Below are 16,635 nucleotides of genomic sequence, written 5' to 3'. Positions count from 1 at the left end.
ACGGCCATTTGCGGAGGCAGGCGGCCAATATCCCGGCCAATTGGTCCGCGCGCCCTATCGATAATAGGGGTATGGTGCCAGAATGATGCACCGATTCCTCGCCGATAATCGTGACGAGCTGATTGCCCGGTGCCGGGCGAAAATGGCGCTGCGCAGGCTTTCCGCCGCGCAGAACGAGGAATTGGACCTTGGGCTGACCCTGTTCCTCGAACAGCTCATCAAGACGCTGAAGGTCGAAAGGACTTCCGAGCCCCAGCGCAGCCGGAAGGTATCGGGGATGCCGGGCGGAGGAAAGCCGGCCCTGTCCGAAATCAGCGAGTCGGCCGCCCTGCACGGCAGGCAACTGCTGCTGCACGGCTTCACCGCCGACGAAGCGGTGCACGATTACGGCGACCTTTGCCAGGCGATCTCGGACCTGGCCGTGGAACGCGGCGAGAGCATCGATGCCAACGAATTCCGCACGCTCAACCGCTGCCTGGACAACGCCATCGCCAGCGCCATCACCGAGTTCGGCTACCAGCGCGACTCCGCCATCTCGGAAAAGGCCGCGACCGCGCTGAACGAGAAACTCGGCTATTTCGCCCACGAGCTGCGCAACCAACTGTGCACCGCCACCCTGGCGCTGTCGGTCATCCGCCAGGGCGACGTGGGCCTCAACGGCGCCACCGGCCATGTGCTGGACGCCGCCCTGGTCGGCCTGTCCCACCTGATAGACCGCTCGTTGGCGGAGGTGCGGATGGCGGCCGGGATGCCCGCGCAGCACCGGCTGCTTCCGCTCGCCGGCCTCGTGGAGGAGGTCAGGCTTTCCGCCTCGCTGCAGGCGCAAGCGGCCGGGTGCTCTTTCGCCGCATCGGACGTGGACATGCGCCTGGCCGTGGACGTGGACCGCGACCTGCTGCTGTCGGCCATCGGCAACCTCCTGCAGAACGCATTCAAGTTCTCGCACGAGAACAGCCAGATAAGCCTCAACGCCTACGCGGTGGCCGACCGCATCCTCATCGACGTGGAGGACGGGTGCGGCGGGCTGCCCGAAGGCAGCGCGGAAAGCATGTTCCTGCCCTTCGTCCAGAAGGGCGCGGACCGCAGCGGCCTGGGCCTGGGGCTGTCCATCGCGCGCCATGGCATCGAGGCCAACGGCGGCGTGCTGAGCGTGCGCAACCTGCCGGGCTCCGGCTGCATCTTCACCATCGACCTGCCGCGCCACACCGCCGATACGTGACGCCGCCCGGCCTCGCCCGTGATTCCGCACCCGGGTCGAGAAGGCCCGCTCCGGGCACGCGGCCGGCACCATGCACGGAAGACGCGTGGCCGCCGAAACGCGTGCGCCATGGCGGCATCGGTCATCGCCACCGCTCGAACTGCACCCTGCTGGCCCGGATCATCCGCGCCAGACGGCGCAGCACGTACTCCAGGTCGGCCTCTGCGCTGCGATCGATGATCTCGCCGGCGAGCGCGCCGAACTGCGGCCAGAACTGGCGGCGGTGGCGCAGCTTTTCCGTCCACAGCGGAAGCATCCCTTCCAGGCGGTCGAGTTCCTGGTCCAGCTCGGCACGGCCGCTCATGCCGTCGGCCTGGGCCAGTGCAGCACGAGCCGGTGGTGACGGCCGTCGTCCCGCAGCGGGCAACGCAGATCGGGCAGAGGAACATCGTCCAGTTGCAGCCGGGCCTGTGCGATGTCGCGCTGCGACACCTCGATCAGGTAGTCGCTGCCGCCGTACCTGTAGCGCATCCGATAGCCGTCCCACGCCGCCGGGATGCACGGCCGCAGCGAGAGCCATTCGCCCTCGCGGCGCAGGCCCAGCAGCGATTCGGTCAGCAGCCGGTACATCCAGCCGGCCGAACCGGTGTACCAGGTCCAGCCGCCGCGCCCCTGGTGCGGCGCCACTGCGTAGACATCGGCGGCGAGCACGTAGGGCTCGACCTTGTAGCGCTCGACCGCCGCCGCGTCCCGTGCATGGTGGATCGGGTTGATCAGGTCGGCCAGCTCCCAGGCGCGGCGGGTGTCGCCCAGCTCGGCGAAGGCCATCGCCGCCCAGACCGCCGCATGGGTGTACTGCCCGCCGTTCTCGCGCACGCCCGGGACGTAGCCGCGGATGTAGCCGGGGTCGTGCGGCGTGCGGTCGAACGGCGGGTCCAGCAACTGGACCACGCCGGCCTGCGGCTTGAACAGGTGCCGGTAGAGGGAGTCCATCGCCTGGCGGCCGCGCTCCGCGCCGCCCGCGCCGGACAGCACCGACCAGCTCTGGGCGATCGAATCGATGCGGCACTCCTCGTTGCCGCTGGAACCCAGCGGGGTCCCGTCGTCGAACCATGCACGGCGATACCACTGCCCATCCCAGCCGTGGCGTTGCAGATTGTCCTGCAGCCGTTGCGAACCGGCCTGGCAATAGGCGGCGAAGGCGGCGTCGCCGCGGGCCTGGGCGAGCGGCGCGAAGCGGCGCAATGTCTCGCACAGGAAGAAGCCGAGCCATACGCTTTCGCCCCGGCCGCCGATCCCGACCCGGTTGAGCCCGTCGTTCCAGTCGCCGCCGCCGATCAGCGGCAGCCCGCGCTCGCCGGTCAGTTCGCAGCCGCGGCGCAGCGCCAGCACGCAATGCCCATACAGCGAATCCGACACGCCCGCGCCGTGCGGAAGGTCGTAGTACGACTCCTCGTCCTGGTTGAGCGGACGGCCGTCGATCAGGCGCACCGATTCGTCGAGCACCCCGCGGTCGCCGCTGGCCTCCACGTAGCGGCACACCGCGACGGGCAGCCACAGGTAGTCGTCGGAACACCGGGTGCGTACCCCGCGCCCCTGCGGCGGGTGCCACCAGTGCAGCACGTCGCCCTGGACGAACTGCTGCGCCGCGCTCAGCAACAGGTGGGCGCGGCTCAGCGCCGGCTGCGCGTGGACCAGGGCCATCGTGTCCTGCAACTGGTCGCGGAAGCCGAACGCACCGCCGGACTGGTAGTAGCCGCTGCGGCCCAGGCAACGGCTGGCCAGGGTCTGGTAGAGCAGCCAGCCGTTGGCCAGCAGGTCCACGGCCGGATCGGGCGTACTGACCTGCACGCCGGACAGGGTAACGTCCCAATGGTCGCGCACGGCCTCCAGCGCACGGCGGGCGTGGGCGCTGCCGCGCGTGGCGGCGGCCAACTGCAGGGCCCGTTCGCCGGTCACCTCGGCTCCCAGCCGGAACACCGTCTCGAACGCCTGGCCGGCGTCCAGCACGATGGGCACCTGCAGCGCCGCGCACGGATCCAGGCCCGCGCCCTGGCGACCGGACAGCCGCTGGCGGAGCAGCGCCGCCGGTGCTCCCGGATGGCCGTTGCGGCCCAGGAACTCGGCGCGGTCGGCGGTGAAGCCGCGCACCTCGGCATCGACGTCGAAGAACGCCACGCGCCCCTCGAACTCGCTGTTGTACGGGTTGCGCGCGGTGACCAGCCCGCTGGCCGCGTCGACCTCGCTCACCACGTGCATGCGCGAATGCGCGCGGATGTCGCCCAGCACCCATTCGACATAGCCGGTGGCGCTGAGCCGGCGCGGGCGCCCGGACAGGTTGCGCAGCCGCAGCAGCGAATACTTGACCGGGCGCTGCAGATCGACGTACACCCACAGTTCGCTGGCGATGCCGTCCTCGACGTGTTCGTAGACGCTGTAGCCGAACCCATGCCGGGTGCGGTAGCTGCCGCGGCCCCGGCACGGCAGCGCCATCGGCGACCATACCGCGCCGCTGTCTTCGTCGCGCAGGTAGAACGCCTCGCCCGAGCTGTCGGTGACCGGATCGTTGTGCCACGGCGTCAGCCGGAACTCATGGGCGTTCTCCAGCCAACTGTAGCCGCACGCGCTCTCGCTGAGGACGCTGCCGAACTGCGCATTGGCGATGACGTTGGACCACGGCGCCGGGGTCGCCCCGCCCTCGTCCAGCTCGATCAGGTATTCGCGGCCATCGGCGGCGAATGCGCCCAGGCCGTTGTCGAACAGCACCGGGCCGGGATCGGCGGCGCGCAACGCCTCGGCGTCCGCAAATACCTGCGGCACGCCCGCCGCCGCGTCCGGCAGGCCGGACGGGAGCGTCTCGTGGGGCGGCCCCGCGGCCAGCGGCGGCGGCAGCGCACGCGCCGTCGCCGGGTGCCGGTCGAGCTGCGCGGCGAGGCTGCCGTGGCGGTCACTGATGATGGCGCGCGCCACGGTCTGCAGCAGGATGCGGTCCTCGTCGGAGATGTGTTCGGCCGGGCGCACGAAGATGCCGCCGGGGCGGTCCAGCAAGGTGGCCTCGGGATCGGCCGCGACCATGCCCACGATCTGGTCCTGCAACTGCTGCCGGTAGCCGGCCTGGCTCTCGTTCCAGATCACCAGGTCCGCGCGCAGTCCCTTCAGGCGCCAGTAGGCGTGTGCCTGCACCATCTGCCGCACGAGCTCGATGTTGTCCGAGTCGGACACGCGCAACAGCACGATGGGCAGGTCGCCCGAGATCGCATGTCCCCAGAGCCCGGATTGGCCGCGCCGGTTCTGCGCCAGCACCCCTGGCTCCGCGCGCAGCAGTGGGTGGGTATACAGCACCAGCCCGGCGAGGCGTTCGTACAGCACGGCATCCGCCTGCGTAGCGTTGATCTGGCGGCGCACGACCTGGCTGTGGGTCAGCGCCAGGTCGAACACGCGGTCGGCCAGGCGCCGGTCGCGGTACTTGTCGACCAGCTCGACGCAGGCTTCGCGCTGCGAGCCGACGCCGTAGACCATGTCGATCTGCGCGCGCTGGTCCGGCGCCAGCTCGATGCGGCAGCGGATCGCCACGATCGGGTCGAGCACCGAGCCGGCGGTCCCGGACAGCGCCTCGTCGGCGACGAGCGCCCGCGGCATGCGCGGGCCGTGGCCGCGGCCGAGGAAGCGCGCGCGGTCGGTCTCGTAGGAGATCGCGCCGATGTCGGCATCGTGGACCGCCACCAGATGGAACATCCACGGCGCCGCCTCGTCGTGCGAACGCGCACGCCGCGTGCACAGCAGCGCCTGCTTGTCGGCCAGGATCTCGCTTTGCACGAACAGGTTGCCGAACGCCGGGTGCAGCTCGTCGGTGAGCGCCGGCGCCAGCACCACCTCGGCGTAGGTGGTGATTTCCACGACGCGGCGGTGGCGCGAGCGGTTGCTGATCCGCAGGCGGCGCAGCTCGACGTCGTCCTCGGCCGAGATCGCGATCTCCAGGTGGGTGTCGTAGCCCAGGTGGCGGCCGCGGAACTCGGCCTTGGCGTCGGAGAAGATCGCCTCGTAGCCTTCCACCGCCACGCAGGTGGGCTGGTGGGTGGCCGACCAGACCTGGCCGCTGCCGGCATCGCGCAGGTAGCAGAAGCTTCCCCAGTGGTCGCGGGTGCCGTCCTCGCGCCAGCGGGTGACCGCCATGTCGCGCTGGCGGCTGTAGCCGCCGCCGGCGCTGCTGAGCATGCCGTGGTAGCGGCCGTTGGAGAGCAGTTGCACCCCGGGGCGGCCATGGTCGGGGTCGCGGATGACGCGCAGCGGCGTTTCCGTATCGGCCGCCAGGCTGCGGTTGCCCGCGCTTTCGGCCTGGTGCAGGTGGAACAGCCCGGTACGCGGCACGCGCTCCTGCAGCAGCAGCAGCGTGGCCTGGAACTGCGCATCGGCGGCGAAGCGCCGCTGCATCGGCTGCCCGCACAGCAGGTGGTCCAGTGCCAGCAGCGACATGCCTTGGTGATGCGACATGAACGAGCGCACCAGCACGTGCTCCTGCCCGCGCGGCACCCGCGCCGGGGTGTAGTCGATCGCCTCGTACAGGCCGAAGCGCCCGCCGAACCCCTGCCTGGAAAGCCGCTGCAGGTTCTGGCACGCCGGCACCGGCGCGACCATCAATGCCAGCGCACTGGCGTAGGGCGCCACCACCAGGTCCTGGCCGAGGCCGCGCTTGAGCCCCAGCCCCGGTACGCCGAACGCTCGGTACTGGTAGTTGAGCCGCGCATCGACGGCGTTGTAGCCGGATTCGGAGATGCCCCAGGGCACGCCGCGGCGGGTGCCGTAGCCGACCTGCGCAAGCACCACCTGCTGCGCGGTGCGGTCCAGCAGGGTGTCCGGGTAGCTCGGCATCACCAGTTGCGGCATCAGGTACTCGAACATCGAGCCGCTCCACGACAGCAGCGCGGCGCCGCCCTCGGCCTCGGTCATCATCCGCCCGAGCGCGAACCAGCTTTGCTGCGGCAACTGGTCCTGCGCGATCGCCACGAAGTTGCACAGCCGCGCCTCGGAGGCCAGCAGGTCGTACTGGCCGGCGTCCAGGCGCCTTTCGTCCACGTTGTAGCCGATCGCCAGGAGATGGCTGGCGCGGTCGTAGAGGAAGCCGTACTCCATCTGCGCGAACTGGCCCGCCAGGTGCGCGAGCCGTTCCAACTGCACCACGCGCTCGCCCGCGCGGGCGCGCAGGGACGGGTCGTCGTCCTGGTCCCGCAAGTGGCGCAGGGTGGGTGCCGGCGCGGCCTCCCATGCATGCACGGCGTCTGGATTCGCCCCGGCCTCCCCGGCGGGCGGCCGCCAATGGTGCAGTTCCGTGCGTGCGGCATGGACGTCGTCCACGAGCGCGCGTGCGCAGCGCTGCAGTTCCTCGCGGCCGTCCGCCGCCGCCGCGAGGATCGCCTCGGCCCGGGCGCTCAATCCGCCCAGGGCACGGTCGACCTGCGCCAGCGTTCCCGCCGGCCGCAGGGCCAGGCCCGCCACCTGGTCGCGGAACAGCCCGCAGGGTTCGGCCAGCGCTTCGTGCCCGGCCGCCTCTTCCTGCAGCACGCCGAAGGTATCGGCGATTCCGCCGAACAGGCGCCGCGGGACCACCGGCGAATCGATCATCTCCAGCAACCCCTGGCGCAGGGTCAGCAGGTGGCCGGCCAGGTTGCCGCTGTCCACGGTGGACACGTAGCGCGGCGGCAGCGTCTGCAGGGTCTGGGTGTCGTACCAGTTGTAGAAATGGCCGCGATGGCGCGGGAGCGACTCCATGGTGACCAGCGTCCGCCGGATGCGCTCGACCATCTGGCCGGCCGGCAGGTAGCCCAGGTCATGGGCCGCCAGGTTGGCCAGCAGCGACAGCCCGATGTTGGTCGGCGAAGTGCGGTGCGCCACCACCAGCGCGGGGTATTCCTGGATGTTGTCCGGCGGCAGCCAGTTGTCGTCCTCGCCGGCATGGACCACGAAGAAATCCCAGGTGCGCCGCGCCAGCCGGCCGAGGAAGGCCACCTGCGCGGGAGCCAACTGGGCGCCGCGCTGCGGCGGCGGCTGCCCCAGCCAGGCCATCAGCCAGGGCGACAGCGCCCAGCCCAGCAGCAGCGGCCAGGCCGCCCACAGCGCTGCCGGGGCCAGGCGCGCCAGGGCGACCGCCAGGCCCAGCGCGACCACCGGGGCGACCGCCATGGCCCGCCACTCGGCATGCCTTCCGGCCAGCAACTGGCGCTCCACCTCGCTGGACGGGTTCCACTGCAGCAGGCGGCGGCGGCTGAACGCCATCCGCCACAGCGTGCGCGCGATGGCGGCCAGGCTGAACGCGGCCTCGTACGGCAGGCAGGCCACGCTCACCGCCGCACGCTGGAGCTGCTGCCGGGTACTGGCGGCGACCTGGCGCAGATGGACCGCCAGGGTGGAATCGGCCGGCCCGTGCAGCACCGCGTGGACCGCCTGCAGCAACACCGGTGCGCCCCACAGCGCCAGCAGCCACAGCGTCCATGTCGCCGGCATCGGCGACAGCAGCCAGCCGCCCGCCAACAGCACGGCCGCCGCCGCCGGCACCAGGCTGCGCCGCAGGTTGTCGAGCAGCTTGCCCCGCGACAGCCAGGACAGCGGGTTGCGCTCGTGCCCGCCGCCGGCCAGCGGCACCCACGGCAACAGCCACGGCAACAGTTGCCAGTCGCCGCGGATCCAGCGCGAGCGGCGGCGGGCATCGCCGAGGTAGCGCGCCGGATGGTTCTCGAACAACTGCACGTCGCTGATCAGCCCGGCGCGTGCGTAGCAGCCCTCCAGCAGGTCGTGGCTGAGGATCCGGTTGTCCGGGAAGCGCCCGGCGAGCACCGCCTCGAACGCGTCGACGTCGTAGATGCCCTTGCCGATGAACGACCCCTCGGCGAACAGGTCCTGGTACACGTCCGAAACCGTGCCGCTGTACGGATCGATGCCCGGGTCGCTGCCGAACATCCGCGCATAGCGCGATTCGCGGCCGCCGCGCATGCTGCTGCCCATGCCCGGCTGCAGGATGCCGTAGCCGCGGCCGATCCGGCGCCGGCGCCGCTCCAGGCGCGGCCGGTTCAACGGATGCGCCATCGCCGCGACCAGCTCGCGCGCGGCATCGCGCGGCAACCGGGTGTCGCTGTCCAGGGTGATCACGTAACGCACGTTGGCCAGCACCGCCGTCGCCCCGCAGACCCGCTGGAAATCCAACTCCGGCCCATCCACGGGGCGGTCGCTGCGCAGCAGCCGGTTCAGCGCCGCCAGCTTGCCGCGCTTGCGCTCGAATCCCATCCAGCAGCGCTCCCCCGCATTCCACAGGCGCGGCCGATGCAGCAGGAAGAAACGGTCCCCGTGCTCGGGCGAGTAGCGTGCGTTCAACTGGGCGATGTGCCAGGCCGCGCGCTCCAGCGTCTCGGCGTCGCCCGGCATCGTCTCCTGCGGGGCATCGAGAAAATCGGTGAGCAGGGCGAAATGCAGGTGCCGGTCGCGATTGGCGAGGAACCTCACCTCCAGCGCCTCGGCCAGCGCATCCACCTCGGCGCTGCCGCCGATCAGGCTGGGAACGACCACCAGCGTGCGGCAGTCGGACGGGATGCCCGCGGACAGGTCCATGCGCGCAAGCGCCCGCGGCCGCACCTGCAGGGTCACGATCCAGTTGACCAGGCCGACCCCCAGCTCACTGAAGACCAGCAGCGCCAGCAGGGCCAGCGGCCACAGCAGCCCGGCCGGAAGCCCGCTGCGGTACAGCGGCCACAGCAACCCGAGGCTGAAGCAGGCCGCAAGCAGCACGACCGGCGCCAGATAGCGCCACAGCGGCGTGCGCAACGGGGGCAGCCGGATCCGTCGCCGCGGCCGGTTCGCCGGCACCTCGTCCGCGACCCGCGCCTGCGCCTGTCCGCGGCCGTCGTCGATCAGGTAATACCCCACGTGCGTGGCGGCGCCCTGCGCGGAAGGCTGCCGCGCCAGTTCCACGATCAGTTCGGCGACCCGCGCCTCGCCGATGCCGGCACGCCGGGCCAGCCGCTCCACCACGTGCCGGTAGCTGTCGCGGGTATCGAAGTCCATGCGCGCATGGATGCCGGCCGGGTCCTGGCGCAGCGTACGCTCGACCACGCTCATGGTCTCGACGAACTCGCGCCAGTCCATGCGGTCGAGGAAGCGCAGGCTGCCGATGCTGTTGCTGATCGATACCTGGTCGGCCGCCTGGCGCTTGCTTTCGGCGTGTATCAGCGCCTCCACGCTGTCGCCGGCCTCGGCGACCCATTGCTCGATCCAGGCCGCTGGCATCGACAGCACCGCACCGCGCCCTTGCAGCCCGCGGGTCAGCTCGGCCACGAACGCGCCGGACAGCGGCGGGTTCGAGCGCGCCATGTCGGCGACCACCAGCACCACGTCCTTCGGACTGCCGGCCGCGGTCTGGTTCAGGCGCCGCACCCATCCGCCCGCCAGGCGGTGGTCCTCGCCATCGCGCATGACCTGCATCGCCATGCGCCGCAGGTTGTCGATCAGCGCCAGCCGCAGCATGATCGGGATCGCCCAGAGTTCGCCCAGGGTCAACGGCGTGACGGCCTGGTACGCGGCGACGAAGCGGCTCAGCACCGTCGCGTCGATGCGGCCGTCGCCATGGGCGATGGCCTCGCTGGCCAGGTCGTAGACCCTCGGCAGCCCTGCCGAGGCCCCGCGTGCCAGGCTCGGCAACTGGCGGCTGTAGCCGGCGGGCAAGTGGCGGCGCGCCATGCGCACCTGCTCCTCGACCAGGTAGTAGTTGTCCAGCAGCCACTCGCCGGCGGGATTGATCCGCACCTCGTCCTGCATCATCCGCGCCAGCATCGCCGCGGCGGCATCGAGCTGCGCCTCGTTGCTCTTCAGTTGCAGCAGGAGCCGGCTGCCCGATGGCGCCTGGCTGATCGTGTGCGCCGCGGCCAGCGCACGCCCGTGCTGCTCCATCTGCTCGGCGCCGAACAGCGTGGCCCGCAACGGTTCGCGGTCGGCGGGCCCCTTCCCGGACGCGGCGATTCGGGTCCGCCGCAAGCGCAGGCGTTGCATCTTCGACTTGACGCTGGAACGAAGCATCCTCCAGTAGAGAGGCATGGATGATCACCTGCACGACCGGAAGGCCATCGTGCCTCGATCATGCGCCCCACGACATGTACAGGCGTGAAGAGCGCCTTCCCGCGCAGCCCGGCTGCAAAGCGAATACGGCGGGCGCGATGGCCCGGAAATCGGCGCACGCCGGCTGGAAGATTGCATGCCTCTGCCGGACCAGGGCTGCACGAGCGCCTTGCGTTCGACATGGTCGCCAGCATGGCCGGGTCGCAGATACCGGCCAGGCTCGGGGTTCACGCGGCGGCCCGGCGATCGAGCCTATGCTGGGGTTTCGATGCCGGACCGGGCCGCCGTCGGACCCTTCCAGGAATCCATCCACCGCGGCAGCCGGCGGCGACGGATATCGCCTCGCAGGATTCGCACCGACCCATCTTCAGGAGATGTCGCCATGATCCAGTTCGGGTATCCCTTGGTCCTGGGCGCCGTCGTCGGGCTGCTGTCCGCCTGCGGCAACACGACGGACACCGGCACGCAGGCCGTGGCGCCAGTGGCGGAGGACCCCACGGCCACGCCCGGCGCAGCGTTCGCGGTGGCCGAAGTCACGAAGTTCGATTCACCCTGGGCCATGACCTTCCTGCCGGACGGCCGCCTGCTGGTGACCGAGATGGCCGGCACCCTGCGCCTGTTCGACCCCGCCAGCCGCCGCACCGGAACCGTCAGCGGTGTGCCGGAGGTCGTCCACGTGGCCCAGGGCGGACTGGGCGACGTGGTCCTGCACCCGCAGTACGCCAGCAACCGCCTCGTCTACCTCAGCTACGTCGAGCCGGGCGACGGCGGACTGGGCGCCGTGGTCGCGCGCGCGCGGCTGGCGCTGGACGAGAACGGCGGCGGCGCCCTGCAGGACCTCGAAGCGATCTGGCGCCAGACCCCGAAGAAGAGCGGCGACGGGCATTTCGGCTACCGCATCGCCTTCGACGCCGACGGCAAGCTGTGGATCGGCTCCAGCGAGCGCAAGGAGTTCGACCCCGCGCAGGACATGGACACGAACCTGGGCAAGATCGTGCGCCTCAACGACGACGGCAGCGTGCCCGCCGACAATCCGTTCGCCGACCGCGCGGACGTGGGCGCACAGGTCTGGACGCTGGGCCACCGCAACATCCTGGGGCTGGCGTTCGACGCCCAGGGCCGGCTTTGGGCGCACGAAATGGGGCCGATGGGCGGCGACGAACTCAACCGCATCGAAAAAGGCGCCAACTACGGCTACCCGATCGTCTCCAACGGCGACCACTACGACGGCACGCCAATCCCCAGCCACGACACCCGCCCGGAGTTCCGCGCACCGGTGATCACCTGGACCCCGGTCATCTCGCCGGCGGGCTTCATCGTCTACGATGGCGATCTCTTCGCGGACTGGAAGGGCGACGGCTTCATCGGTGGCCTGTCGTCGATGTCGCTGGTGCGCATCGAGTTCGAAGGAGAGAACGCACGCGAGGCCCAGCGGTTCGACATGCAACGGCGCATCCGCGAGGTGGAGCAAGGCCCGGACGGCGCCCTCTGGCTGCTGGAAGACGGGACCCGCGAAGGCGAGGGCTGGCTGCTGAAACTGACGCCACGGGACGCATAAGACGTGGCACGCCACGTCCACTGACCGGACTCGCAGCCCGGACTCACACAGGGTTCCCAGACTTCCCCGGCCCGCTCGACCGCGAAACCCGGCCAGACGGGCGGTGGCGGCGCACGAAACCGCCCCGACCTCGGGCAAAATGGGAACCGACGTCCCGGATTGCCGGGGCGCATCGGGGCCGAACGGTTTGTCCACCACAGAAACGCACAACAGCAAGGCGGGCATGGAATCCCACACCCCGCTCATGCGCCAGTTCTTCACGGCCAAGTCCGAATACCCGGACCTGCTGCTGTTCTTCCGCATGGGCGATTTCTACGAGCTGTTCTACGACGATGCGCGCAAGGCGGCCAGGCTGCTGGACATCACCCTGACCCAGCGCGGCAGCTCGGGCGGTGCCCCGATCCCGATGGCCGGGGTGCCGGTGCATGCCTACGAGGGCTACCTGGCGCGGCTGGTGGCGCTGGGCGAATCGGTGGCCATCTGCGAGCAGATCGGCGACCCGGCCGCCAGCAAGGGGCTGGTCGAGCGCAAGGTGGTGCGCGTGGTCACCCCCGGCACGGTGACCGACGAAGCGCTGCTGGACGAGCGCCGCGACACCCTGCTGATGGCCGTGGCCCGCGGCAAGGGCGGCTACGGCCTGGCCTGGGCCGACCTGGCCGGCGGCCGCTTCATGGTCAACGAGGTCGATGGCGAGGACGCGCTGCAGGCCGAGCTGGCGCGGCTGGAACCGGCCGAGCTGCTGTTGCCCGACGAGGACGGCTGGCCCGTGCTGGGCTTCTCCGGCGCCAGCCGCCGCCGGGCGCCGTGGCTGTTCGACCCGGACAGCGGCCGCCGCCAACTGCTGCGCTTCTTCGGCGCCGCATCCGGCAGCGGGCAGGCGCTGCACGACCTCAGCGGCTTCGGCATCGAGGACAAGCCGCTGGCCGTGGCCGCCGCCGGCGCCCTGCTCGGCTACGTCGAGGAAACCCAGAAGCAGCGGCTGCCGCACCTGACTTCCATCGCGGTGGAGACCGCGGGCGACGCCATCGCCATGAACGCGGCCACCCGACGCCACCTGGAGCTGGACACGCGCGTGGACGGCCAGACCCGGCACACCCTGCTGGGCGTGCTCGACACCACGGTCACGCCCATGGGCGGGCGCCTGCTGCGGCGCTGGCTGCATCGCCCGCTGCGCGACCGCCGGGTCCTGGGCGAGCGCCACCACGCGGTATCGACACTCATCGAGCACGGCGGCGATGCCGACCTGCGCGAGTCCTTCCGCAGCCTGGGCGACGTCGAGCGCATCCTCACCCGCGTGGCCCTGCGCTCGGCGCGCCCGCGCGACCTGTCCACCCTGCGCGACGGCCTGGCCCTGCTGCCGGCGCTGCGCGCGCTGCTGGAACCGCTCGACTCGCCGCGGCTGGCGGCGCTGGCGGCCGAGCTGGGCGAGCACGGCGAGACCGCGCACCTGCTCGCCGATGCGGTGGCCCCGCAGCCGCCGCTGAAGCTGGCCGATGGCGGCGTGATCGCCGATGGCCACGACGCCGAGCTGGACGAACTGCGCCGGCTGTCCACCCATGCCGACCAGTTCCTGGTCGACCTGGAGACGCGCGAGCGCGAGACCACCGGCATCCCCACGCTCAAGGTCGGCTACAACCGCGTCCACGGCTATTACATCGAGATCAGCAAGGCGCAGGCGTCGCGCGCGCCGGTGCACTACACCCGCCGCCAGACCCTTACCGGCGCCGAGCGCTACATCACCGAGGAGCTGAAGTCCTTCGAGGACAAGGTACTGTCCGCGCGCGAGCGCGCACTGGCGCGCGAGAAGAGCCTGTACGAAGGGCTGCTGGACGCGCTCAACGCCGCGCTCGAACCGCTCAAGCGCTGCGCCGCCGCGCTGAGCGAGCTGGACGTGCTGGCCGCCTTCGCCGAACGCGCGCAGGCGCTGGACTGGGCGCGGCCGGAACTGTCGCAGGCGCCGTGCCTGTGCATCGAGCGCGGCCGCCACCCGGTGGTGGAGGCCGTGCGCGACGAGCCGTTCGAGCCCAACGACCTGGACCTGCACGGCGACCGCGAGGGCGGGGCGCGGCGGATGCTGGTGATCACCGGCCCGAACATGGGCGGCAAGAGCACCTACATGCGCCAGAATGCGCTGATCGTGCTGCTGGCCCACATCGGCAGCTTCGTGCCCGCCGCGCGCGCGGTGATCGGCCCGATCGACCGCATCCTCACCCGTATAGGCGCCGGCGACGACCTGGCGCGCGGCCAGTCCACCTTCATGGTGGAAATGGCCGAGACCAGCTACATCCTGCACCATGCCACCGAGCAGTCGCTGGTGCTGATGGACGAGATCGGCCGCGGCACCTCCACCTACGACGGCCTGGCCCTGGCCGACGCGGTGGCCCGGCACCTGGCCACGGTCAACCGCTGCTGGACCCTGTTCGCCACCCACTACTTCGAGTTGACCGCGCTGGCCACGCCCGGCAGCGGCATCGCCAACGTGCACCTGGACGCGGTGGAACATCGCGACCGGAGCGGCGCCGAGACGCTGGTGTTCATGCACGCGGTCAAGGAGGGCGCGGCCGACCGCAGCTTCGGCCTGCAGGTGGCGGCGCTGGCCGGCCTGCCCAGGACCACACTGCAGCAGGCCAGGCGCCGGCTGTCGGAACTGGAACAGCGTGGCCGCGAAAGCCATGCCTCGCAGATGGCGCCGCAAGCGCTGGACGCGCCACAGCAGATCGGCCTGTTCACGCCCGCCGCCTCGGCGGCGCAGGAGGCGCTGGCCTCGCTGGACCCGGACGAGCTGACCCCGAAGCAGGCGCTGGAAGCGCTGTACCGGCTGAAGTCGCTGCTGTAGCGGCACGTTGCAGCGGCATGGCGGCCTTTGATTGCGATCAATGCCGGTCCGGCGCACAGGCCGCATAAAGGAGGCACCACCGCCAGCCGTGAGGCCCGCCATGCAGCCACGCACCCTCGCCCTCGCCTGCACGCTCGCGCTCGCCACCGGCGCCACGCCGGCGCAGGCGCCTTCCGCCCCGTCCGATGCGCAGGCGCTGCGCGCCACCGCCAGGGTCCTGTTCCAGCCGGTGCCCGGCGAGGTCCGCGAAGTGCGCGGCCAGGCCATCACCGCCGAGCAGATCGAACTGGGCACGTGGCTGTTCTTCGATCCGCGCCTGTCGCGCAGCCACATCATCAGTTGCAACACCTGCCACAACGTCGGCACCGGCGGTGCGGACAACGTACCCGTTTCCATCGGCCACGGCTGGCAGAAGGGGCCGCGCAATTCGCCGACGGTGCTCAACGCGGTGTTCAACATCGCCCAGTTCTGGGACGGCCGCGCGGCCGACCTGATGGAGCAGGCCAAGGGCCCGGTGCAGGCCAGCGTGGAGATGAACAACACCCCGGAGCGGGTGGAGGCGACGCTGCGCAGCATGCCCGGCTACGTGCAGGCCCTTCGGCAGCGCCTTCCCCGGCGAGCGCGAACCGGTCAGCTTCGACAACATGGCCCGCGCCATCGAGGCGTTCGAGGCCACGCTGACCACGCCGGATTCGCGCTTCGACCGCCTCCTCGCCGGCCAGGACAGCCTGGACGCGGAGGAACTGCACGGGCTGTCGCTGTTCGTGGACAAGGGCTGCATCGCCTGCCATGCCGGGGTCAACCTGGGCGGCCAGGCCTACTTCCCGTTCGGCGTGGTCGAGCGCCCCGGTGCCGACGTCCTGCCGCCGACCGACAAGGGCCGCTTCACGGTCACCCAGACCGCCAGCGACGAATACGTGTTCCGCGCCGCACCGCTGCGCAACGTGGCGCTGACCGCGCCCTACTTCCACAGCGGCCAGGTCTGGGACCTGCGCCAGGCCGTGGCGATCATGGGCAACAGCCAACTGGGCCACGAACTCGATGCGCGGGAGGTGGAGGCGATCGCCCGCTTCCTGCATACCCTGACCGGGCGACAGCCGCGGGTCGAGCATCCGCTGCTGCCGGCGAGCACCGCCGCCACGCCGCGCCCGGAGTAGACGCGGCACCGCACCGGCGCCATGCGGCATCGGCCCGCCGCCACGCGGCGGGAGAGGTCGTGGCGCGGCTCGTCCGGCGGAAGCGGCCGCGCTACATTAGCCGGCCGCATGATGCGCGTCCCGTCCCGAAGGAATCCCAGATGAGCAACACCCTCACCGACCAGTTGTTCGCCCAGTTGTCCGGCGCTCCCCTGCAGCAGATCTCGCAGCAGCTCGGCCTCGACCAGGCCCAGACCACCGGCGCGGTGGGGGCGGCGCTGCCGCTGTTGCTGGGCGTACTCGGCCGCAATGCCGGCCAGCCGCAGGGCGCGGAAGCCTTGTTCGGCGCATTGCAGAAGGACTTCTCCGGCGCCGGCGACCTGGGCGGCCTGCTCGGCGCGGTCCTGGGCGGCGCGCAGAGCCGCCAGACCAACGGCGCCGGCATCCTCGGCCACGTCCTCGGCAGCCAGCAGCCGCGTGCCGAGGCCGCGCTGGGCCAGGCCACCGGCCTGGGCGGCGACAAGGCCGGGCAGTTGCTGAAGATCCTCGCGCCGATCGTGCTGGCGTTCCTGGCCAAGCAGGTGTTCCAGGGCCCGGCCGGCAATGCCCGGTCCGCCCCCAGCGCCGGCCTGCTCGGCTCGATCCTGGGCCAGGAGCAGCAGCAGGTCCGCCAGCAGGGCGGCCTTGGCGGCGGCCTGCTTGGCGCGGTGCTCGACCAGGACGGCGACGGCCAGCTCGGCCTCGGCGACCTGCTGAAGATCGGCGGCGGCCTGCTCGGCGGCAAGCGCTGATCGCCTGCGGGCGGCGCGGG

At 71.3% G+C, this 16,635-nt stretch carries 7 protein-coding genes and 1 pseudogene; 6 read left to right on the top strand and 2 right to left on the bottom strand.

Annotated elements, in window-relative coordinates:
- Window positions 1–85: 85 nt before the first annotated feature.
- On the top strand, window positions 86–1,219 hold the full coding sequence (locus HNR76_RS03275) for a sensor histidine kinase (protein ID WP_162311463.1): 1,134 nt from the start codon (window positions 86–88) through the stop codon (window positions 1,217–1,219).
- Between the two features lie 121 nt (window positions 1,220–1,340).
- On the opposite strand, the gene HNR76_RS03270 is transcribed toward HNR76_RS03275, so the two are convergent.
- Window positions 1,341–1,562: a hypothetical protein gene (locus HNR76_RS03270; protein WP_162311462.1), complete on the bottom strand. Its 222-nt coding sequence runs from the start codon at window positions 1,560–1,562 to the stop codon at window positions 1,341–1,343.
- Window positions 1,559–10,228 (bottom strand): glycoside hydrolase family 94 protein, encoded by an 8,670-nt coding sequence (locus HNR76_RS03265; RefSeq protein ID WP_425501808.1) that lies wholly within the window; start codon window positions 10,226–10,228, stop codon window positions 1,559–1,561. Before HNR76_RS03265 ends, HNR76_RS03270 begins: the two co-directional genes overlap by 4 nt.
- A 448-nt stretch (window positions 10,229–10,676) precedes the next feature.
- Here HNR76_RS03265 and HNR76_RS03260 point away from each other — a divergent pair, with 448 nt between their 5' ends.
- The 5 genes and pseudogenes from HNR76_RS03260 to HNR76_RS03245 all read left to right on the top strand — a co-directional run bounded on the left by HNR76_RS03260 (window position 10,677) and on the right by HNR76_RS03245 (window position 16,615).
- The gene (locus HNR76_RS03260) at window positions 10,677–11,852 is read left to right on the top strand and encodes a PQQ-dependent sugar dehydrogenase (RefSeq protein WP_162311461.1); all 1,176 of its coding nucleotides are present in this window, start codon (window positions 10,677–10,679) and stop codon (window positions 11,850–11,852) included.
- Window positions 11,853–12,075: 223 nt separating this feature from the next.
- On the top strand, window positions 12,076–14,688 hold the full coding sequence (mutS, locus tag HNR76_RS03255; protein WP_246428963.1) for a DNA mismatch repair protein MutS: 2,613 nt from the start codon (window positions 12,076–12,078) through the stop codon (window positions 14,686–14,688).
- Window positions 14,689–14,728: 40 nt separating this feature from the next.
- Window positions 14,729–15,241: pseudogene (locus HNR76_RS15560) on the top strand (cytochrome-c peroxidase); the annotation flags it as partial.
- 91 nt (window positions 15,242–15,332) lie between these two features.
- Window positions 15,333–15,845, top strand: a complete 513-nt coding sequence (locus tag HNR76_RS15555; RefSeq protein WP_281383361.1) for a cytochrome-c peroxidase — start codon at window positions 15,333–15,335, stop codon at window positions 15,843–15,845.
- A gap of 140 nt (window positions 15,846–15,985) precedes the next feature.
- Window positions 15,986–16,615, top strand: a complete 630-nt coding sequence (locus HNR76_RS03245; protein ID WP_162311460.1) for a DUF937 domain-containing protein — start codon at window positions 15,986–15,988, stop codon at window positions 16,613–16,615.
- The last annotated feature ends 20 nt before the right edge of the window (window positions 16,616–16,635 follow it).

The organism is Pseudoxanthomonas broegbernensis, from assembly GCF_014202435.1.
In the GTDB taxonomy this organism is placed as follows: domain Bacteria; phylum Pseudomonadota; class Gammaproteobacteria; order Xanthomonadales; family Xanthomonadaceae; genus Pseudoxanthomonas; species Pseudoxanthomonas broegbernensis.
This window is presented reverse-complemented; position numbering and strand designations above follow the sequence as displayed.